This is a genomic window from Tenacibaculum adriaticum (assembly GCF_008124875.1).
GTDB lineage: Bacteria > Bacteroidota > Bacteroidia > Flavobacteriales > Flavobacteriaceae > Polaribacter > Polaribacter adriaticus.
The window spans coordinates 440798-457534 of record NZ_VNIA01000001.1 but is presented as its reverse complement, the minus strand read 5'-3'; the positions used below and the strand labels follow the sequence as shown (position 1 = coordinate 457534).

Below are 16737 nucleotides of genomic sequence, written 5' to 3'. Positions count from 1 at the left end.
TCTATTCTAAACTCCAGTGCTACCAAAACCACCTGTACCACGTTCAGTTTCGTTTAAAACTTCCACTTCTTGCCAGTTTATACGTTCGTGTTTTGCAATTACTAATTGAGCTACTCGTTCTCCGTCATTAACTACAAATTCTTCGTTAGATAAGTTTACAAGAATTACTCCTATTTCACCTCTATAATCAGCATCGACAGTTCCAGGTGAGTTTAAAACGGTAATTCCTTTTTTTGCTGCGAGTCCGCTTCGCGGACGAACTTGTGCTTCAAACCCTTTCGGTAAAGCGATGAATAAACCTGTTTTTACAATAGCTCTTTCTAAAGGTTTCAAAGTAAAAGATTCATCAATATTTGCTCTTAAATCCATTCCTGCAGAACCTTCGGTTTCATAAGCTGGAATTTGATGTTTTGATTTGTTTATAATTTGTACGTTCATAATAATCTATTTACACTTCAAATATAATAATAACAAAAACTATTTAGCTTTAGTGTTTAGATTTATTAGTTTTGTAATACAAAACCAAGTAAAATGAGTAAAGAAGCAAAAATAGCTGTATTAGGTGGTGGAAGTTGGGCTACAGCAATCGTAAAAATGTTATCTGAAAACCTTGATACTGTTGGGTGGTATATGCGAAGTGTATATGCGATAGAACATATAAAACGAAACAAACATAATCCTAATTACTTAAGTTCTGCAGAATTACATCCAGAGCAATTAGATTTATCTGATGATATTAATGAAATTGTTGATAATTATGATATTTTAATTTTTGCTATACCATCTGCTTTTTTAAAAGGAGAATTAGATAAACTCACAGTATCCTTAAAAGATAAAGTTGTGTTTTCGGCCATTAAAGGGATTGTTCCAGAAACAGGATTAATAGTGGGAGAACATTTTCATGATTACCATAGTGTTCCATTTGAAAATATTGGTGTTCTTACAGGTCCTTGTCACGCAGAAGAGGTCGCGATGGAACGCTTATCGTATTTAACATTAGCATGTGAAGATGAAGAAAAAGCAAAAAATTTAAGTAAATACATTGCTAGTAGATATATAAAAACCAAGATATCTGATGATATTATCGGAACGGAATATGCTGCAATGCTAAAAAATATTTATGCAATAGCTGCGGGGATTGCACACGGATTGGGTTATGGAGATAATTTTCAGTCTGTATTAATGAGTAACGCAATTCGTGAGATGAAAAGGTATATTAAAAAAGTGCATAAGATGAAACGTAATATTAATGATTCAGCTTATTTAGGAGATTTATTGGTTACAGGATATTCAGTCTTTAGTAGAAACAGAATGTTTGGAAATATGATTGGTAAAGGATATACTGTAAAATCTGCAATGATGGAAATGAGTATGGTCGCTGAAGGATATTATGCTACTAAAAGTGCTTATGAAATCAACCAAAAAAATGGTGCAAAAACCCCGATTATAGATGCTGTTTATAATGTTTTGTATGGAAAAAAAGAGGCGAAAGACGAGTTTGAAAAGTTAACAAATAGATTAAATTAGTTGTTTATTTACATATTTGGGTTCTCAAAAAATGAGTTAAAAACTCAATCAATCGCTCTTTTATTTAGTTGTGTTGCATTAATAACATTATCCAAAGTTAATTAAATTTCTGATTTACATACAACTTACCCAAAAAAAACACAAAATTCTAGATATAAGTTATTTTTAACTTTCATACATTTGTTTTTATAACTTTTAGTTTAATTTTAAACAATAATGAAAACGATTCAGGAAGCTGTTGAAATTACGATACGTAAAACTCCTTTTATAGAAGAAGCATTACATGAAAAATTAATTAATGTTTCCTCGTTAGCACGAATTATTTTGCCAGAAGTAGCGCAACAACTTAAAAAGGAAGTAAAAGTTGGAGCTGTTATGATGGCTATTAACAGGTTATCCCCAGCTAGCGAATTACGTATTCGTAAAAATATTAAACGCCTTGCACTAAATTTGGGAGATGTAATTGTTCGTTCGGATTTGTGTGATTATACTTTCAAAAATTCATCGACTTTATTTAAAAGAGTTGCTTCTATTTTATCGGAAGCAGGAGAAAATAACGATACTTTTTTAACGGTTTCTCAAGGAATTTTTGAAACAAATATTGTGGCTAGTAAGAGTTTACAAACACAAATTATAAAAACGTTTGAAAAAGAAACCCTTATTAATAATATAGATGATTTAGCTTCAATTACTATAAAATTACCTAAAGAAAATATGGAGCAATCAGGTATTTATTATTTCATTTTAAAACAACTTGCTTGGGCAAATATTGCAGTACAAGAAGTTATTTCTACAACTCATGAGATGACTATTGTTGTAAAAGACGTCGAGGTAAACGAAACTTTTTCCATTTTAATGGATTTAAAATTGAGTTAAAAATTAAGTTTACATGGAAAAAAAAGATCCCTATGCATCTTTAAGAATTAAAGAATTTAATATTTTCCTTTTAGTAAGATTTTTGTTAGTATTTGCTTGGTCTATGCAATTTATTATCATAGAATGGCAAGTATATAGTATTACTAAAAACCCCTTATCGTTAGGAATTATTGGTTTAATGGAAGTAATTCCAGCAGTTTCTATGGCATTATTCGCTGGTCATATAGTAGATCAGAAAGAAAAACGAAATTTACTAGCCTTATGTATAGGAGCATTTTCTTTTATAAGTTTAGGTTTGTTTTTTTTAACACTACCTAGTTTTATTAAAGACTGGTCTACCAACACAGTTTTGTATGCTATTTACACACTTGTTTTTTTTGGAGGTTTTTTACGATCTTTTTTTGGTCCTACCATTTTTTCTTTAATAGCTTTAATAGTTCCCAAAAAATTATACCCTAACGCCGCTACTTGGAGCAGTTCTACTTGGCAAATAGCCTCTGTTTTAGGACCTGCTTTTGCTGGTTATTTAATTTCCTTTATTGGTGTTCATTGGTCTTTGTGTGTAGTATTTACATTGGTTTTATTGTCTTTCTTCACTGTATTTTTTATAAAAAATAAACCAATTTTAAATCCAAAAATAGGAGAACCTGTTATGCAAAGCTTAAAAGAAGGAATTCAATTTGTATATAAAACAAAAGCTATTTTAGGCGCTATCACCTTAGATATGATATCCGTACTTTTTGGAGGAGCAGTTGCTTTATTACCTATATATGCGCAGGATATTTTAAAAGTAGGACCAGAAGGTTTTGGTGCTTTAAGAGCTGCTCCAGCAATCGGTGCTTTTTTAACGATGTTAATTACAGCATACCTTCCTATTAGTAAAAATGCAGGAATGAAATTACTAACTGCAATTTTTGGTTTTGGTATTTGTATCATCATATTTGGTTTATCTTCTGTTTTCTTGATCTCACTTGTAGCATTGTTTTTTAGTGGTGTTACAGACGGAGTTTCTATGGTTATAAGGCAAACTATTTTACAATTAAAAACACCTGATCATATGCGTGGTAGAGTAGCTTCTGTAAATTCTATGTTTGTTGGGTCATCAAACGAATTAGGAGCCTTTGAAAGTGGTGTTACAGCCAAATTAATGGGAACAGTAACCGCTGTTGTTTTTGGTGGAACTATGACGTTAATTACTGTGCTAACAACAGGAATTATTAATCCAACATTAAGAAAACTAGACTTAATAAAAGATTTAGAAGAGCATGAAAACTCTGAATAAAATTTTATTTAAAATTCACAGCTAAGTCTATTTTTTTCTCTAATTCTTGTTGATGTTTTTCCGCTGTATGAGTATCCCAATTAAAGTACTTAGAAAACTCTTCTAACACGAGTTCTTTATATTTATCTACACTCGGTTTATCAAAAAATAAACGTCCAGTACGACGCATAAAAAAATCGGAAGGTGTACAGGTCATTTCATGCTGAATAGTAAACCATACTTCCGCTTTTATTAAACGTTTTTCTATATCTTTTTCTTTAATTTCATCAAATTTATCTAATACAATATCGGTTTGTTTACCATAATTGTGAACTAAATATTCAGCATTTTGTTTCGTTAAACCGTCTTTTTTGATTTGTTTAAAAACTTGTTTAATGTAAAGATTTACCGATTTGTAATTTTTAAATGGACCACCAGTTAAAACAATATCTTCTGTTTGAATGGAATCAAACTCTGTTTCGTATTTCTTTTTGTATTTTTTAGTAACTAAATCTACAATGCGTTCCGACATTTTCCGGTAACCCGTTAGCTTCCCTCCTGCAATTGATATTAATTCAGTGTCAGACACAAAAATTTCATCTTTTCTAGACAACTCAGAAGCAGATTTTCCTTCTTCATGAATTAACGGACGTAATCCTGCCCAAGAGGATTGAATATCCTCTAAGGTTAATTCAATATTTGGAAACATGTTATTGACTGCAGAAATTAGATACAATGCATCTACCAAACCAGTTTCTACACTATCTAAATCTTTATTGTAATTTGTATCCGTAGTACCAAAATAGGTTACTTTTCCTCTTGGAATAGCAAACATCATTCGACCATCAGGAATATCAAAATAAACCGATTGTTTTACAGGCAATTTTTCAAAAGGAACCACTAAATGCACACCTTTAGTTAGGTGTAAACGACTTCCTGTTTTAGAGTTGTTAATTTCACGTAAATCATCTACCCAAGGCCCACCAGCATTTACTACATATTTTGCTCTTATATTGTACGTTTCATCAGTGAAAACATCTTTTGCTTTTACACCACCAACCCGCTTTTTATGATACAAAAACTCTGTTGCTTCTGTATAATTTAGTATTTCTGCATCATAGTGACTCGCGGTTTTTAAAACCTCAATAGTTAAACGAGCATCATCCGTTCTATATTCAGCATAATAACCAGCACCACTTAAGATTTCTTCTGGTAACAAAGGTTCTTTTTTTAAAGCTTCTTCTTTATCTAACATTCTACGTTTGTCATCACCTTCAACAGAAGCCAATACATCATATACTTTTAATCCAATAGATGTTAACCACGAACCATAAGTTCCACCTTCAATTAAAGGCAAAATCATTTTATCTGGAATTACCAAATGAGGTGCTAATTTGTGCACAATAGCACGCTCGGTACCTACTTCTTTTACCAACCAAAAATCAAATTGTTTTAAGTAACGAAGCCCACCATGAATTAATTTAGTGGACTTACTTGAAGTTCCGGAAGCAAAATCATTTTTTTCAATAAGAGCAACTTTCATTCCGCGAGAAGCAGCGTCTAAAGCAATTCCAGCACCCGTAATTCCGCCACCAATAATAAGAATATCAAACTCATTAGATTGTAATTCTTTTTTGATGTTTTCTCTATTAAAGAATGAAAAGTTGTTCATAGCATATAGTTTCATCCAAAAATAATGATAAACTTAAATGATTTTAAATTTTTTAGAATTTCTTTTTCAGATAATTATTAAGAAAAAAATTAGAGAAAGGAAAGTTTTATAAAACCATCAAATTACACCCACGAATATCAGAGTTATCAAAACGACCAATAATTTCAAAACTACCATCGTTATACACTTTTCCTAGATCTTGCGTTGCAATAAAACTGCACGAGTTGTAATTGGCTAAGTCTATAACATTAATTCCACCTGTTTTCCCAGTGTTTTGAATAGTTAAAGGATCTTCAGTATCACGAGTAAGAATTTTCATCCAAGGTGGACAACCGAAAACTCCGTTTCCTTTTGAATATCCTTGACTTAAGAGTTCAGTCATACCATATTCTGAATGGATTTTATCAACAGAAAAACCATCAGATAAAATTTTATGTAATTCGTTACGAACTAATTCTTTTCTACGTCCTTTCATTCCGCCAGTTTCCATTACGATGGTATTTTGTAGATCGAATTGATAGTTTTCAACTAAATCTAGCAAAGCAAAAGAAACACCTATGAGTAGAATTTTATTTCCTTTTTTATCAAGATTGATGAGTTTTTTAGCGAGTTCCTCAAGGTTATTAAGATAGAATCCACTTTCAAGATTTTTAGAGCGTTTAATTAAATCATCAACCATATAAATTAAGGATGATCCTGTTCGCTCTAAATAATTTGGCAATAAGGCTAAAACAGTATACTCTTCAATATTACCATAGAAATGTTTGAAACCGTTTAAATAACTTTTTTCGTACCAAGAAAGGTCAGACACTAAATGTTTACTAGTTATGCTTCCTGTAGTTCCTGAACTGGTAAATGTTTGTTGAATTTCATCCGAAGTACTTAAAACGGGATGCGATTTAAAAAACTGAATCGGTAAAAAAGGAATCTCTTCAATAGATTTTACATCACTCGGATGTACATATAACAAATCACAAAAAGAACGATATACCACATTATTTTCAAACTGATGTTTAAAAACTTGCATGGTTACTTTGTTAAAATCTTCTTCAGATTGTATGTTAAAAACTTCTTTTTGCATAAACCTTTGCAAAAATAAGATTATTAAACGCAACCTAATTATAAAATCTACATCTTATAATAAACAATTAAAAACGATACTATTATGAAAAAGCTTGTTTTTCTTTTTTTAAGTGTTCTATTATTTCAGTCTTGTTTAGGAGACGATGATACACCTAAATATAATTATGAGTTATTAACGATTGATGAAGCACAGACTCCTGATAGTTTCATATATGGTGAGACTTACGATATTACAGTAAAATATTCTTTACCAAATAGTTGTTACTTCTTTAACGGATTATATTATGATTATCAAGACACTATAAGAGTTGTTGCTATAAATGCACGTGTAAGACTCGATGTAGATTGTACCGAAGAAATAGTTCAAGAAGAATATACTTTTCCTGTAAAAGTTACACAGGAAAAAGATTATGTTTTTAAATTTTGGAAAGGAGTAGATGATGATGGGGAAAACATTTTCGAGGAAGTTGTTGTGCCAGTAAATTAATCAATTTTTAACATAAAATTACTAAACACATGAAAGTTAAAATTTTAATTACAATATTATTTTGCATCACATTAGTGTCTTGTTCAGATAATACGAGCACAGATTTTAATCCTAATAATTTATTGTTAGGGAGTTGGGTAAATGCAGTATATGAAAATGAAACGTTAACGTTTGAAAGGGCAACTAATTTAATGGAAAAAGAATATGGAATCTCTTTCTTAAATAATGGAATTTTTATTGAAAGAACATCTGGTTGGTGTGGAACTCCACCGTTGGTTTTTAATGATGTAGAAGGAAGGTATAATACCAAAAATGATTTAATAGAAGTGAAAATGGAATTTTTTCCAGGAGATTTTAATTGGAGAATAGTTTCGTTAACGGATGAGAAATTAGTGGTAAAAAGAGAGCTGAGTGATCAAGAAAAAGACCATCAAAAATTAATCGAATTGTTTACAGAAATAGAAAATGTATCTAACAGTATTTCTTGTACAAATGCTACAGAATGGAGTTTTACTGCATACGGTTCTAAAGCTTGTGGAGGTCCTCAAGGATACATACCATATTCTAATCAAATAGATACAGTTGATTTTTTACAAAAAATAGAAGAATATACCGAGGCAGAAAATCAATATAATATTAAATGGAATATAACTTCCACCTGTGAACTGCCCGTTCAGCCACAAGAGGTAGTTTGTGAAAACGGATATCCTGTATTAAAATATTAGTTTATTTTTAAATAAACTTTATAAAAATTAACCTAGAAGAGCTCATACAAAAATGCAAGCAAAATAATTTGCAAGCGCAGACTCAAGTTTATCATCTTTTTGCTGGTAAACTTTTCGCATTGAGTTTAAAGTATTCTCGAAATTATCATGATGCTGAAGATGTGTTGCAAGACAGTTTTATAATAGCATTTAATAAAATGTATCAATACGAAAGTAAAGGTTCTTTTGAAGGTTGGCTTAAAAGAATTGTTGTGAACACAGCATTACAGAGGTACCGAGAAAAATCACCTTTACAGTTAGTAAAGGATGAACAAAATATAGAAAGTAAGGAAGACATTTTAATAGATGTCGACGAAACTAAAATAGAGTTAAATTTTATGTTAGAGTTAATTCAGCAGTTACCAGATAGGTATAGATTGGTTTTTAATTTATACGTGTTAGATAATTTTTCGCATAAAGAAATAGCGAATATGTTAGAAATTTCTGAAGGAACCTCAAAATCTAATTTATCACGAGCACGTTTAATTTTAAAAAGAAAGATTGAAGATTACCAGCAAAAACAAGAAAACGCTTAATGTTAGAGAATAAAAATATTGATAGGTTGTTTCAAGAGAAATTCAAAGATATGGAGGTGACTCCTGGTCCTGAAATTTGGGAGAATATTGAAGCAAAACTTCAAAAGAAAAAACGAAGAATTTTTCCAATTTGGTGGCTTTCTAGTGGTGTGGCAGCCATGTTGATTTTTGGATTATTGTTGTTCCCAGAGATAAAAAAAATAGAGGATAATAACCAAAAAGACAATCTAAATTTACCACAAAAAATAGAAGAAGTTGTTAATACAAAAAAATTAAAGAATAAAGATGTAATCGAAAAAGAGACTAACCAAGAAATAGTATCAATTGAAAAAAAAAGGGAAATTACCAAAAGAAAAAAAAAACAAATAGGAGCTTCCAAAAAGAAAATAAAAACAAAACAAATTTTGGCCTTTGGGGATAAAAAAACTGAAAAAAATATTGAAAAAGGAAGAGAGTCAGAAGAAACTGTGAAGGGTATTTCTTCTGACAAAAAAATTGTTATGGAAAAGATTTTTTCTAATAAAGAAGAAAAGGATCAATCTAATAAAAAGAAAGAAAAAGGAAGAAAGGATTTTATTGCGGAATTAAAAAAAGAAAAAGAGAATGTTAAAGTTGTTTCCAAAGAAAATAAGTGGTCAGTTTCTCCTGTTTTAGGAGTTTTAAAATCGAATTCTTTTACAAATGCATCCGCTATTGATGCAGGGCTTAATAGCAATAAAACATCAGGAGAAAACACGTTTTCTTATGGTGTAAATGTTGCTTATAAAATAAATAAGAAATGGTCTGTTCAATCAGGTATTCATATGCAAAAAGTTGAATTCAACACAAAAAATGTAGCTATCGTCTCTAGTGTTATTGGAAGTAGTAATTTAACAAATATTAATTCTAATCAAGAATACTTTATTGTAAACTCATTTGAAAATGCAGATGCTTTATCTTTAAGTAATAGCTTTGCTGTAGAACAAGGAAGCTTAAATCAAACATACGGGTATATTGAAATACCAATTGAGATGAAGTATAACATATTATCTTCCTCAAAAATAAGAACAAATATAATCGCTGGTTTTAGTTCTCTTTTTTTAAATCAAAATACAATTACCGCAGAAACAAGTTCTTTTTCTGAAGTTCTAGGAGAAGCAAACAATTTAAACACCATAAATTTTAGTGGTAATTTTGGATTAGATGTAGATTATTCTATTAATAATAAGATGAAATTTAACATTAACCCAATGTTTAAATCACATTTTAATACTTTTTCAAAAAACTCAAACGGCTTTAAACCTTATACTTTCGGAATCTATACAGGAATAAAGTATGAATTTTAATTGTACCTTAGCTTAAAAACACAAATGAAAATATTTTTTCCCGCCCTTCTAATTGTTTTGATGATGTCTTGTAAATCGAGTTCAAATGCGCAAAAAAGTACCAACAATCCGTTACAAGATATTGTTTGGATAAAAGAATATATAGAAGAAACTAAGAAAAGTCCATTTCCAACCAAAGCTATGATTACTCAATATACATATAAAGGAGAAATAGTTTATATGGTTGACGGTTGTTACCAATGTCCGGATGCAATGTCTACTTTATACAACATTAAAAAAGAAAAGCTTTGCACGTTTGGAGGGATGTTACCTAGTTTAAATAACACATGCCCAGATTTTACCGAAAAAGCAACAGATAAAAAAGTTCTCTGGAAAAGTTTTTAGTTTACTCTTTGTAAATTTTCACATCCAATTCACCTTTATCGTTCATAGATGCTCTGTACATTCCAGCGGTGTTGAATTCGTACACAATATTGCCAAACTTGTCAATAGCGACAATACCACCAGTTCCACCAAGCTTTGTTAGTTTATTCTGAATAACTTCTTTACTTGCTTCTTTTAATGTTGAACCTTTATAGTCGATTAAAGCAGAAATATCATGCGCTACCATCCCGCGAATAAAATATTCACCCCAACCAGTAGATGAAACACCACAAGTAGCATTATTGGCATAGGTACCCGCACCAATTATGGGTGAATCTCCAATCCTGTTCCAACGTTTATTGGTCATTCCTCCTGTTGAGGTTCCAGCTGTAATATTTCCGTTTTTATCTAATGCAACACAACCAACAGTTCCAAATTTACTATTCTTAATTTCTGAGTCGTAAAAAGCAGTTTTTGCATTATGATCTAATTCCGCTTTCATTTTCTCTTTTACTCGTTGTAGAGATTTGAATCTACTTTCAGTATAAAAATAACTTGGTTCCACGATTTCTAATCCTTGTTCTTTTGCAAAAACAGAAGCACCGTTACCTGAAAGTAAAACATGAGGAGACTCTTCCATAATTTTACGAGCTAATGAAATAGGGTTTTTAACATTCTTTACCCCAGCCACAGCACCGGCATTTAAATCATTTCCAGTCATTATTGAAGCATCTAATTCGTTGGTTTCATCATGTGTAAAAACAGCTCCTTTTCCTGCATTAAACAATGGAGAATTTTCCATGACGTGAATTGTTTTTTCTACAGCATCTAAGCTAGAACCTCCATTATTTAAAATATTATAACCAACTTTTATAGCTTCCTCTAATTTATCTTGATATGCTTTTTCTTTTTCAGGAGTCATATTTTTCTTTAAAATAGTACCTGCACCACCGTGGATAACAATAGCAAATTCATTTACTTTTTTATTCTTTTCAGATGATGTTTTAGGCTCAGAATTACATCCGAGAAACGATAGTAGTAAGATCGATAAAAAATAGTTTTTTTTCATTTTAAATGTTTGATTTTAAACAAAAACCAAATAATTTGTTTAAATTATATAACAAAAAAATTATTTGTAAATTTGAGCTCAATTTAAACAACTAAAAAGGAAACACAAAATGGCAGATTTTGGAATTAAAGAAGCGTTATCTACTTTAGGATTAGAAGATATAAACAACGGATCATCTACGGGAACTAAATGGTTTTCTAACGGAGATATTATAGAAAGTTACTCACCAGTAGATGGTAAACTTATAGGAAAAGTAAAAGCATCAACAAAAGATGATTACGAAGCTGTAATGAAAACAGCTACAGAAGCATTTAAAACTTGGAGAACTAAACCAGCACCATTACGTGGAGAAATTGTACGTCAGTTTGGTGAAAAATTACGTGAGAAAAAAGAAGCTTTAGGAAAATTAGTTTCTTATGAAATGGGTAAATCTTATCAAGAAGGTTTAGGAGAAGTACAAGAAATGATTGATATCTGTGATTTTGCCGTTGGTTTATCGCGTCAGTTACATGGATTAACAATGCATTCAGAAAGACCTGGCCACAGAATGTATGAGCAATATCATCCATTAGGAGTTGTTGGAATTATTTCTGCATTTAACTTTCCAGTAGCAGTTTGGGCTTGGAACACAGCATTAGCTTGGATTTGTGGTGATGTTTGTATTTGGAAACCTTCTGAAAAAACACCTTTATGTGGTGTTGCATGTCAAAATATTATTTCAGAAGTATTAAAAGAAAACAACTTACCAGAAGGAATTTCTTGTTTAGTTAATGGAGATTATAAAGTTGGTGAAATGATGACTAAAGATACTCGTGTTCCTTTAATTTCTGCAACAGGTTCTACCCGTATGGGTAAAATCGTTGCAAAAGAAGTGGCAGGTCGTTTAGGAAAATCATTGTTAGAATTAGGAGGAAATAATGCTATTATCGTAACTCCAGATGCCGATATTAAAATGACGGTTATTGGAGCTGTTTTCGGTGCTGTAGGAACTGCAGGACAACGTTGTACATCTACACGTCGTTTAATCATTCATGAATCTATGTATGATAAAGTAAAAAATGCGGTTGCTGATGCATATAAACAATTACGTATTGGAAATCCATTAGATGAAAACAATCATGTTGGACCGTTAATCGATAAAGATGCCGTTAAAAATTATGAAAATGCTTTAGAAAAAGTTGTTGCTGAAGGAGGTAAAATTGTTGTTGAAGGCGGCGTTTTATCAGGAGAAGGTTACGAAAGCGGATGCTACGTAAAACCAGCAATTGCAGAAGCAGGAAATTATTACGAGATAGTACAACACGAAACATTTGCACCTGTTTTATACTTATTGAAGTATTCTGGAGATGTTGAAAATGCAATTGCATTACAAAACGGTGTTGCACAAGGGTTATCATCAGCAATTATGACCAATAATTTACGTGAAGCTGAGCGTTTCTTATCTGTTCAGGGATCTGATTGTGGTATTGCGAATGTAAACATTGGTACTTCAGGAGCAGAAATTGGTGGAGCTTTTGGTGGTGAAAAAGAAACTGGTGGGGGTCGTGAATCTGGTTCAGATGCATGGAAAGTGTATATGCGTCGTCAAACTAACACGATTAATTACACAACTGATTTACCGTTAGCACAAGGAATTAAATTTGATTTATAAAAAGTTAAAAGCCTCGCAAATTTGCGAGGCTTTTTGTTTATTCAAATAATTACAATACTGCAAGTTTAACTGTTTAGAGCTTCTTCAATAACAGCTAAAGCGTCTGTTGCTTTCGATAATTGTGCATACTTTAATGCAGTAAAACCATTGTCTGATTTTACTTTTAATTTAGCTCCGCGTTCAATTAACAATTTAGCAATTTTAGCTTTGTTGTAACGAGCCGCAAACATTAAAGGTGTTAACCCTGTAGATTTTTTATTAATATCTACACCACTTTCAATCATAGCTTTTACAGCTTCATAATTACCAGACTGAATTAATTTACAAAACGGACTTACATCCGCGTAACGAGTAGTAATTTCTGTGCGTTTAATGTTTTTTGAACTTGCATTAGTTGTTGTTATGGCTAAAAATAAGACCATAATGGTTAGAACCGATTTTTTCATGATTTTAAGGTTTAAGTTAATAGTTATGTTCAACTAAAAGACGCTTTAAAAGAAAAGAAGTTTCAAATTAAAACACTTATTAACATAATAATAACATTATAACATTTTATTAAAATTATTTAATAAACAAATGTAAAAGGCGTGTGTGTTATATGTTTTAAGGTAAGTTTATCTTATTGTGAATTTGATAATTTAGTGTTCAAAAAAATTAAAAAGAGCTAAATGTTAAAATTTGGTAAAATTTTAATAAATTAACCCTCAGTAACTTAAAAAAATATACTATGAGCAAAAAACTACTGTATCTATTAGGTATTATAGGTACTATCCTCTTAGGAACATATTTTTATTGGAAGTTTTGTTGTAATCCTTGTTGTGAAGTAGGTGCATGCAAACAGAAAAAAAAAGTTGAAAATGTTAGTACAATTATTCCTGCTACTACTTTTTTACCTTTCCAAGTAAAAGATGTTAACGGAAACTTATCTCTCTCTGTAGAGGATAATTTCAACTTCAAACAATCAGGTTTAAATTATTTACAACCAGTCTCTACAAATTTAGACCATGAAATAGAAAAATTAAAAGAATATTTAACTTCTCAAGAAGGAAAAACATTATCTGTTACAGGATTTTATCAAAGTGATGAAACGAACAATTCAGCATTTCCAAACTTAGGATTAGCTAGAGCAAATTCAATTAAAAATTACTTAAAAGATAAAGGAATTTCATCAAAATTAATAGACACTTATAGTCAATTAAATGATGAAATGGTTGCAGATTCATTAAATGTATTTCATGGACCATTATCTTTTGAGGTTTTAGCTTCTGTTGATAATTCAGAAAAGTTAAAATTGACTGCTAATGAAATTAAGGAAAATCCAGTAGTGTTATATTTTAAAACAGGTCAGGCAAACATCAACTTAACGCCTGAACAAAGAAGTAAAATAGCCGATATCTCTATGTATTTAGATAAGGTTGAAGGAGCAATGTGTTTAGTAACAGGTCATACAGATAAAACCGGAGATGCAACTCATAATATACTATTAGGCCAAAACCGAGCAGATTTTGCAAAACAATACTTAATTACTAATGGAATATCAGGAGATAAAATTATCGCAACCTCTAAAGGTCAAACAGAGCCTATTGCAGACAATGGTACCGAAGAAGGTAGAGCAAAAAATAGAAGAACAGTAATAACAATTAACTAACCTTAAAACAAAAAATTATGAATTGGTGTTTATTAATCCCCTTATTAGTAGGTCTTATTTCAGCTTTATTAGGCTATTTATTAGGGAAGCTTTTAAGCGGAAATAATGACGAATTATTAGCATTAAAAAAACAAGTAGCAAAATTAGAAACCGATTTAAATGCTTGTAAAAAAAGCAAAATAAAATTAGAAACTGATTTAAAATCAGCAAAAGAAAGCACATCAAAAGAACAGAACTTACAAACTGGAGGAAAACCTTTAGGAAACGTTTCTTCTTCATTTACTTCAGCAGTAGGAACCGTTGCTACTATTCCGTTTAAAGCAGATGCAGCCAAAGCAGCTTTAGGAAAGAAAGTAAAACAAGACGATTTAAAAATTGTAGAAGGAATTGGACCTAAAATTGAAGGCCTTTTTCATAACTTCGGAATAAAAACATGGAAAGCTTTAGGTGAAACTTCTATAGAAAAATGTCAAGAAGTTTTAAATAGCGGAGGAGATCGTTATAAAATTCATAAGCCAGGAACATGGCCAAGGCAAGCAAGATTGGCGTATCAAGGCCGATGGGAAGAATTGGTAAAGTGGCAAGATGAATTAGATGGAGGGAAAGCATAATTTTTCTATGTATTTAAACAAAAAACTTCACAAATTTGTGAGGTTTTTTGTTTAAATATTTAGTTTGTTTCTAAAGTCATTTTTCGATAACTTCGCTATCGTCTGATATAAGTTATTAAAACGAACTCATATCATTAAAGTTAGCAGCAATTAGAAAACCGACTATCAAATGAATCCAATCCCATTAACTTCTATTGCAATTCACGAAGAAATAAATTTATTAATTGACAATAAAAAATATGATGATGCCTTAGATAAATTGGATAAAGTAATTAACGGAGAAATTCCCATCGAACCTGAATTTTTTAAAGTTCAATTAGTTGAGTCATATATCGTAATTGCAGATACTCTAATCTATTATAGAAATCGATTTGAACAAGCTAAAAAAGTTATATCAAAAGGAATTGGATTACTCAAAAGTTTAAAAAAAATTATTCCAGAAGAAGAAGTTGGACTCAAACAGTTTCATAATTCTGTTACTGCTAGAGCACACGAAGTTAAATACACGATAGAATTAGCAGAAAATACTTTTAAAAAAGGAGAAACACTTATTGACTATTCCAAAATAAAAAACATCTATTCCATTAAAGATAGTATCCAAAAATCTATTTCATTATATCGAGTGAGTTTAAAGGATAACACTAGTGAAATAGAAGAATTTAACATTAAAAATAACTTAGCAGTTTCTTTAGGCCATGTTGGTAGATATTTAGAAGCAATGACCTATTATGAAGAAAATATTAAAAAAAACAATAATCATATTAAGTCTAGTATTTCATGGGCTGATTCTTTACTAAATATTGTTTCAAAATATCAAATCAAAGAAACACCTTCTCTATATTACAAAGCAGCTGAAAGATTAGAAAAAATATATCTTGAACCTACTCATGATGCGGTTATACGAAATACAGAAAGTAGTATAAACTTTTGCAAAAAAAGACTAGAAGAAAATGGATTTGAACTAAATAAAGAACAAATAATAAAGAATATTAATGAAGAAATAGAATATTATAAAAATCATTCTGAGTTAAGAAAGTTTTCATTAGATAATAATGTTACACTTTCTGAACATGCAATATATTGTAAATGCACAGATGCTTATCAAGATGATTTATTATTAAACTCTAAGAATAATGACTTAAACCAATTACTTGAAATAATTAAATCCGAATTTTCGTTTTCAAGATTTCTTCTTTTTGAACACAAAACTCAATCTCACCCACAACCGAATGATGTTTTATATGACAGTTCAATTAAAATTAAGACAGGTTACTCTATTGAATATTTGAAAATGTCTTTTAAATTAGCTTATAGTATTTTAGATAAGTTAGGAAATGGTATAGTCACCTTTTATAATCTAAACCAAGATAATTTCACCTATTTTGAAAATGTATTTGACGTATATAAAGCTCAATTAATAAATGAAAAGAACATTTCTTTATGCGCACTATATAGCTTATCGTTAGATTTAAATAAAGATAGTGGAAAACTACGATTATATAAGAAATTAAGAAACCTAATGGAACATGAATTTACATATAAAATAATTGAAACCAAAGTCTTTTTTAATGAGAGTAACAAAACTATTTCATTAAGCGAATTAGAAAGCTTTACAATGGAATTACTTAAAATTGTTCGTTCTGCAATATTCAGTTTTACTTTTCTAATTAGAAGTGAAGAAAATAAATAACTGCTGCTAACTTAAGACGTGTATAATTTATTGCTAGTTCTAGCCTACTTACGAAAATCCGCAAGGATTTTCTATTCGGTTTTTATTTGTTAACCACGCAACAAACCATATACAAACACGATAGCGAAACCTTTCAAAAAGAGCTCTCTATTTATACACATTCTAAATATCAAA

At 30.5% G+C, this 16737-nt stretch carries 17 protein-coding genes; 12 read left to right on the top strand and 5 right to left on the bottom strand.

What is annotated here, in order from left to right; all coding sequences use genetic code 11:
- Nucleotides 1–6: 6 nt before the first annotated feature.
- Nucleotides 7–438 (bottom strand): dUTP diphosphatase, encoded by a 432-nt coding sequence (dut, locus tag C7447_RS02145; protein ID WP_148868536.1) that lies wholly within the window; start codon nucleotides 436–438, stop codon nucleotides 7–9.
- A gap of 93 nt (nucleotides 439–531) precedes the next feature.
- On the opposite strand from dut, the gene C7447_RS02140 reads away from it, so the two are divergent.
- The 3 genes from C7447_RS02140 (at nucleotide 532) to C7447_RS02130 (ending at nucleotide 3685) form a co-directional block, all read left to right on the top strand.
- Nucleotides 532–1527: an NAD(P)H-dependent glycerol-3-phosphate dehydrogenase gene (locus C7447_RS02140; protein WP_148868535.1), complete on the top strand. Its 996-nt coding sequence runs from the start codon at nucleotides 532–534 to the stop codon at nucleotides 1525–1527.
- A 216-nt stretch (nucleotides 1528–1743) separates the two neighbouring features.
- Nucleotides 1744–2403: a hypothetical protein gene (locus C7447_RS02135; RefSeq protein ID WP_148868534.1), complete on the top strand. Its 660-nt coding sequence runs from the start codon at nucleotides 1744–1746 to the stop codon at nucleotides 2401–2403.
- 13 nt (nucleotides 2404–2416) lie between these two features.
- Complete coding sequence (locus C7447_RS02130; RefSeq protein ID WP_148868533.1) at nucleotides 2417–3685, top strand: MFS transporter; 1269 nt, start codon at nucleotides 2417–2419, stop codon at nucleotides 3683–3685.
- A 4-nt stretch (nucleotides 3686–3689) separates the two neighbouring features.
- Here C7447_RS02130 and C7447_RS02125 read toward each other — a convergent pair whose 3' ends face one another.
- Entirely contained in the window at nucleotides 3690–5336 is a 1647-nt protein-coding gene (locus C7447_RS02125) for a glycerol-3-phosphate dehydrogenase/oxidase (RefSeq protein WP_148868532.1), read from the bottom strand.
- Nucleotides 5337–5442: 106 nt separating this feature from the next.
- Nucleotides 5443–6417, bottom strand: coding sequence for a LuxE/PaaK family acyltransferase (locus tag C7447_RS02120; RefSeq protein WP_148868531.1), 975 nt, complete (start codon nucleotides 6415–6417; stop codon nucleotides 5443–5445).
- A gap of 84 nt (nucleotides 6418–6501) precedes the next feature.
- On the opposite strand from C7447_RS02120, the gene C7447_RS02115 reads away from it, so the two are divergent.
- The 5 genes from C7447_RS02115 to C7447_RS02095 all read left to right on the top strand — a co-directional run bounded on the left by C7447_RS02115 (nucleotide 6502) and on the right by C7447_RS02095 (nucleotide 9915).
- Entirely contained in the window at nucleotides 6502–6906 is a 405-nt protein-coding gene (locus C7447_RS02115) for a hypothetical protein (protein ID WP_148868530.1), read from the top strand.
- Between the two features lie 29 nt (nucleotides 6907–6935).
- Nucleotides 6936–7631 (top strand): hypothetical protein, encoded by a 696-nt coding sequence (locus C7447_RS02110; RefSeq protein WP_148868529.1) that lies wholly within the window; start codon nucleotides 6936–6938, stop codon nucleotides 7629–7631.
- A 68-nt stretch (nucleotides 7632–7699) separates the two neighbouring features.
- Nucleotides 7700–8206: an RNA polymerase sigma factor gene (locus tag C7447_RS02105; protein ID WP_394343749.1), complete on the top strand. Its 507-nt coding sequence runs from the start codon at nucleotides 7700–7702 to the stop codon at nucleotides 8204–8206.
- Nucleotides 8206–9531 carry an outer membrane beta-barrel protein gene (locus C7447_RS02100; RefSeq protein ID WP_148868527.1) on the top strand — a complete coding sequence of 442 codons (1326 nt, stop codon included), beginning with the start codon at nucleotides 8206–8208 and terminating at the stop codon, nucleotides 9529–9531. Before C7447_RS02105 ends, C7447_RS02100 begins: the two co-directional genes overlap by 1 nt.
- Before the next feature lie 24 nt (nucleotides 9532–9555).
- Entirely contained in the window at nucleotides 9556–9915 is a 360-nt protein-coding gene (locus C7447_RS02095) for a DUF6970 domain-containing protein (RefSeq protein WP_148868526.1), read from the top strand.
- Nucleotide 9916: 1 nt separating this feature from the next.
- Here C7447_RS02095 and C7447_RS02090 read toward each other — a convergent pair whose 3' ends face one another.
- Nucleotides 9917–10963, bottom strand: a complete 1047-nt coding sequence (locus C7447_RS02090; RefSeq protein ID WP_148868525.1) for an isoaspartyl peptidase/L-asparaginase family protein — start codon at nucleotides 10961–10963, stop codon at nucleotides 9917–9919.
- A gap of 109 nt (nucleotides 10964–11072) precedes the next feature.
- Between C7447_RS02090 and amaB the strand changes: the two genes are divergently transcribed.
- Nucleotides 11073–12614 (top strand): L-piperidine-6-carboxylate dehydrogenase, encoded by a 1542-nt coding sequence (gene amaB, locus C7447_RS02085; RefSeq protein WP_148868524.1) that lies wholly within the window; start codon nucleotides 11073–11075, stop codon nucleotides 12612–12614.
- Nucleotides 12615–12679: 65 nt separating this feature from the next.
- Here amaB and C7447_RS02080 read toward each other — a convergent pair whose 3' ends face one another.
- Nucleotides 12680–13060, bottom strand: a complete 381-nt coding sequence (locus C7447_RS02080) for an ankyrin repeat domain-containing protein (protein ID WP_148868523.1) — start codon at nucleotides 13058–13060, stop codon at nucleotides 12680–12682.
- A gap of 281 nt (nucleotides 13061–13341) precedes the next feature.
- Between C7447_RS02080 and C7447_RS02075 the strand changes: the two genes are divergently transcribed.
- From C7447_RS02075 to C7447_RS02065, 3 genes are all read left to right on the top strand, one after another.
- Entirely contained in the window at nucleotides 13342–14262 is a 921-nt protein-coding gene (locus C7447_RS02075; RefSeq protein ID WP_148868522.1) for an OmpA family protein, read from the top strand.
- 17 nt (nucleotides 14263–14279) lie between these two features.
- Nucleotides 14280–14873, top strand: coding sequence for a hypothetical protein (locus tag C7447_RS02070; protein ID WP_148868521.1), 594 nt, complete (start codon nucleotides 14280–14282; stop codon nucleotides 14871–14873).
- Nucleotides 14874–15042: 169 nt separating this feature from the next.
- A complete protein-coding gene (locus C7447_RS02065; RefSeq protein ID WP_148868520.1) occupies nucleotides 15043–16563 on the top strand; it encodes an LA2681 family HEPN domain-containing protein in 1521 nt (506 codons plus the stop codon).
- Nucleotides 16564–16737: the final 174 nt, after the last annotated feature.

Excerpts from the sequence above, each read along its gene's own strand:
- C7447_RS02095 (WP_148868526.1), top strand. The coding sequence starts at position 9,556 with ATGAAAATATTTTTTCCCGCCCTTCTAATTGTTTTGATGATGTCTTGT.
- C7447_RS02065 (WP_148868520.1), top strand. The coding sequence starts at position 15,043 with ATGAATCCAATCCCATTAACTTCTATTGCAATTCACGAAGAAATAAAT.
- C7447_RS02115 (WP_148868530.1), top strand. The coding sequence starts at position 6,502 with ATGAAAAAGCTTGTTTTTCTTTTTTTAAGTGTTCTATTATTTCAGTCT.
- C7447_RS02100 (WP_148868527.1), top strand. The coding sequence starts at position 8,206 with ATGTTAGAGAATAAAAATATTGATAGGTTGTTTCAAGAGAAATTCAAA.
- C7447_RS02110 (WP_148868529.1), top strand. The coding sequence starts at position 6,936 with ATGAAAGTTAAAATTTTAATTACAATATTATTTTGCATCACATTAGTG.
- C7447_RS02140 (WP_148868535.1), top strand. The coding sequence starts at position 532 with ATGAGTAAAGAAGCAAAAATAGCTGTATTAGGTGGTGGAAGTTGGGCT.
- C7447_RS02125 (WP_148868532.1), bottom strand. The coding sequence starts at position 5,336 with ATGAACAACTTTTCATTCTTTAATAGAGAAAACATCAAAAAAGAATTA.
- dut (WP_148868536.1), bottom strand. The coding sequence starts at position 438 with ATGAACGTACAAATTATAAACAAATCAAAACATCAAATTCCAGCTTAT.
- C7447_RS02130 (WP_148868533.1), top strand. The coding sequence starts at position 2,417 with ATGGAAAAAAAAGATCCCTATGCATCTTTAAGAATTAAAGAATTTAAT.
- C7447_RS02075 (WP_148868522.1), top strand. The coding sequence starts at position 13,342 with ATGAGCAAAAAACTACTGTATCTATTAGGTATTATAGGTACTATCCTC.
- C7447_RS02070 (WP_148868521.1), top strand. The coding sequence starts at position 14,280 with ATGAATTGGTGTTTATTAATCCCCTTATTAGTAGGTCTTATTTCAGCT.
- C7447_RS02080 (WP_148868523.1), bottom strand. The coding sequence starts at position 13,060 with ATGAAAAAATCGGTTCTAACCATTATGGTCTTATTTTTAGCCATAACA.
- C7447_RS02120 (WP_148868531.1), bottom strand. The coding sequence starts at position 6,417 with ATGCAAAAAGAAGTTTTTAACATACAATCTGAAGAAGATTTTAACAAA.
- amaB (WP_148868524.1), top strand. The coding sequence starts at position 11,073 with ATGGCAGATTTTGGAATTAAAGAAGCGTTATCTACTTTAGGATTAGAA.
- C7447_RS02090 (WP_148868525.1), bottom strand. The coding sequence starts at position 10,963 with ATGAAAAAAAACTATTTTTTATCGATCTTACTACTATCGTTTCTCGGA.
- C7447_RS02135 (WP_148868534.1), top strand. The coding sequence starts at position 1,744 with ATGAAAACGATTCAGGAAGCTGTTGAAATTACGATACGTAAAACTCCT.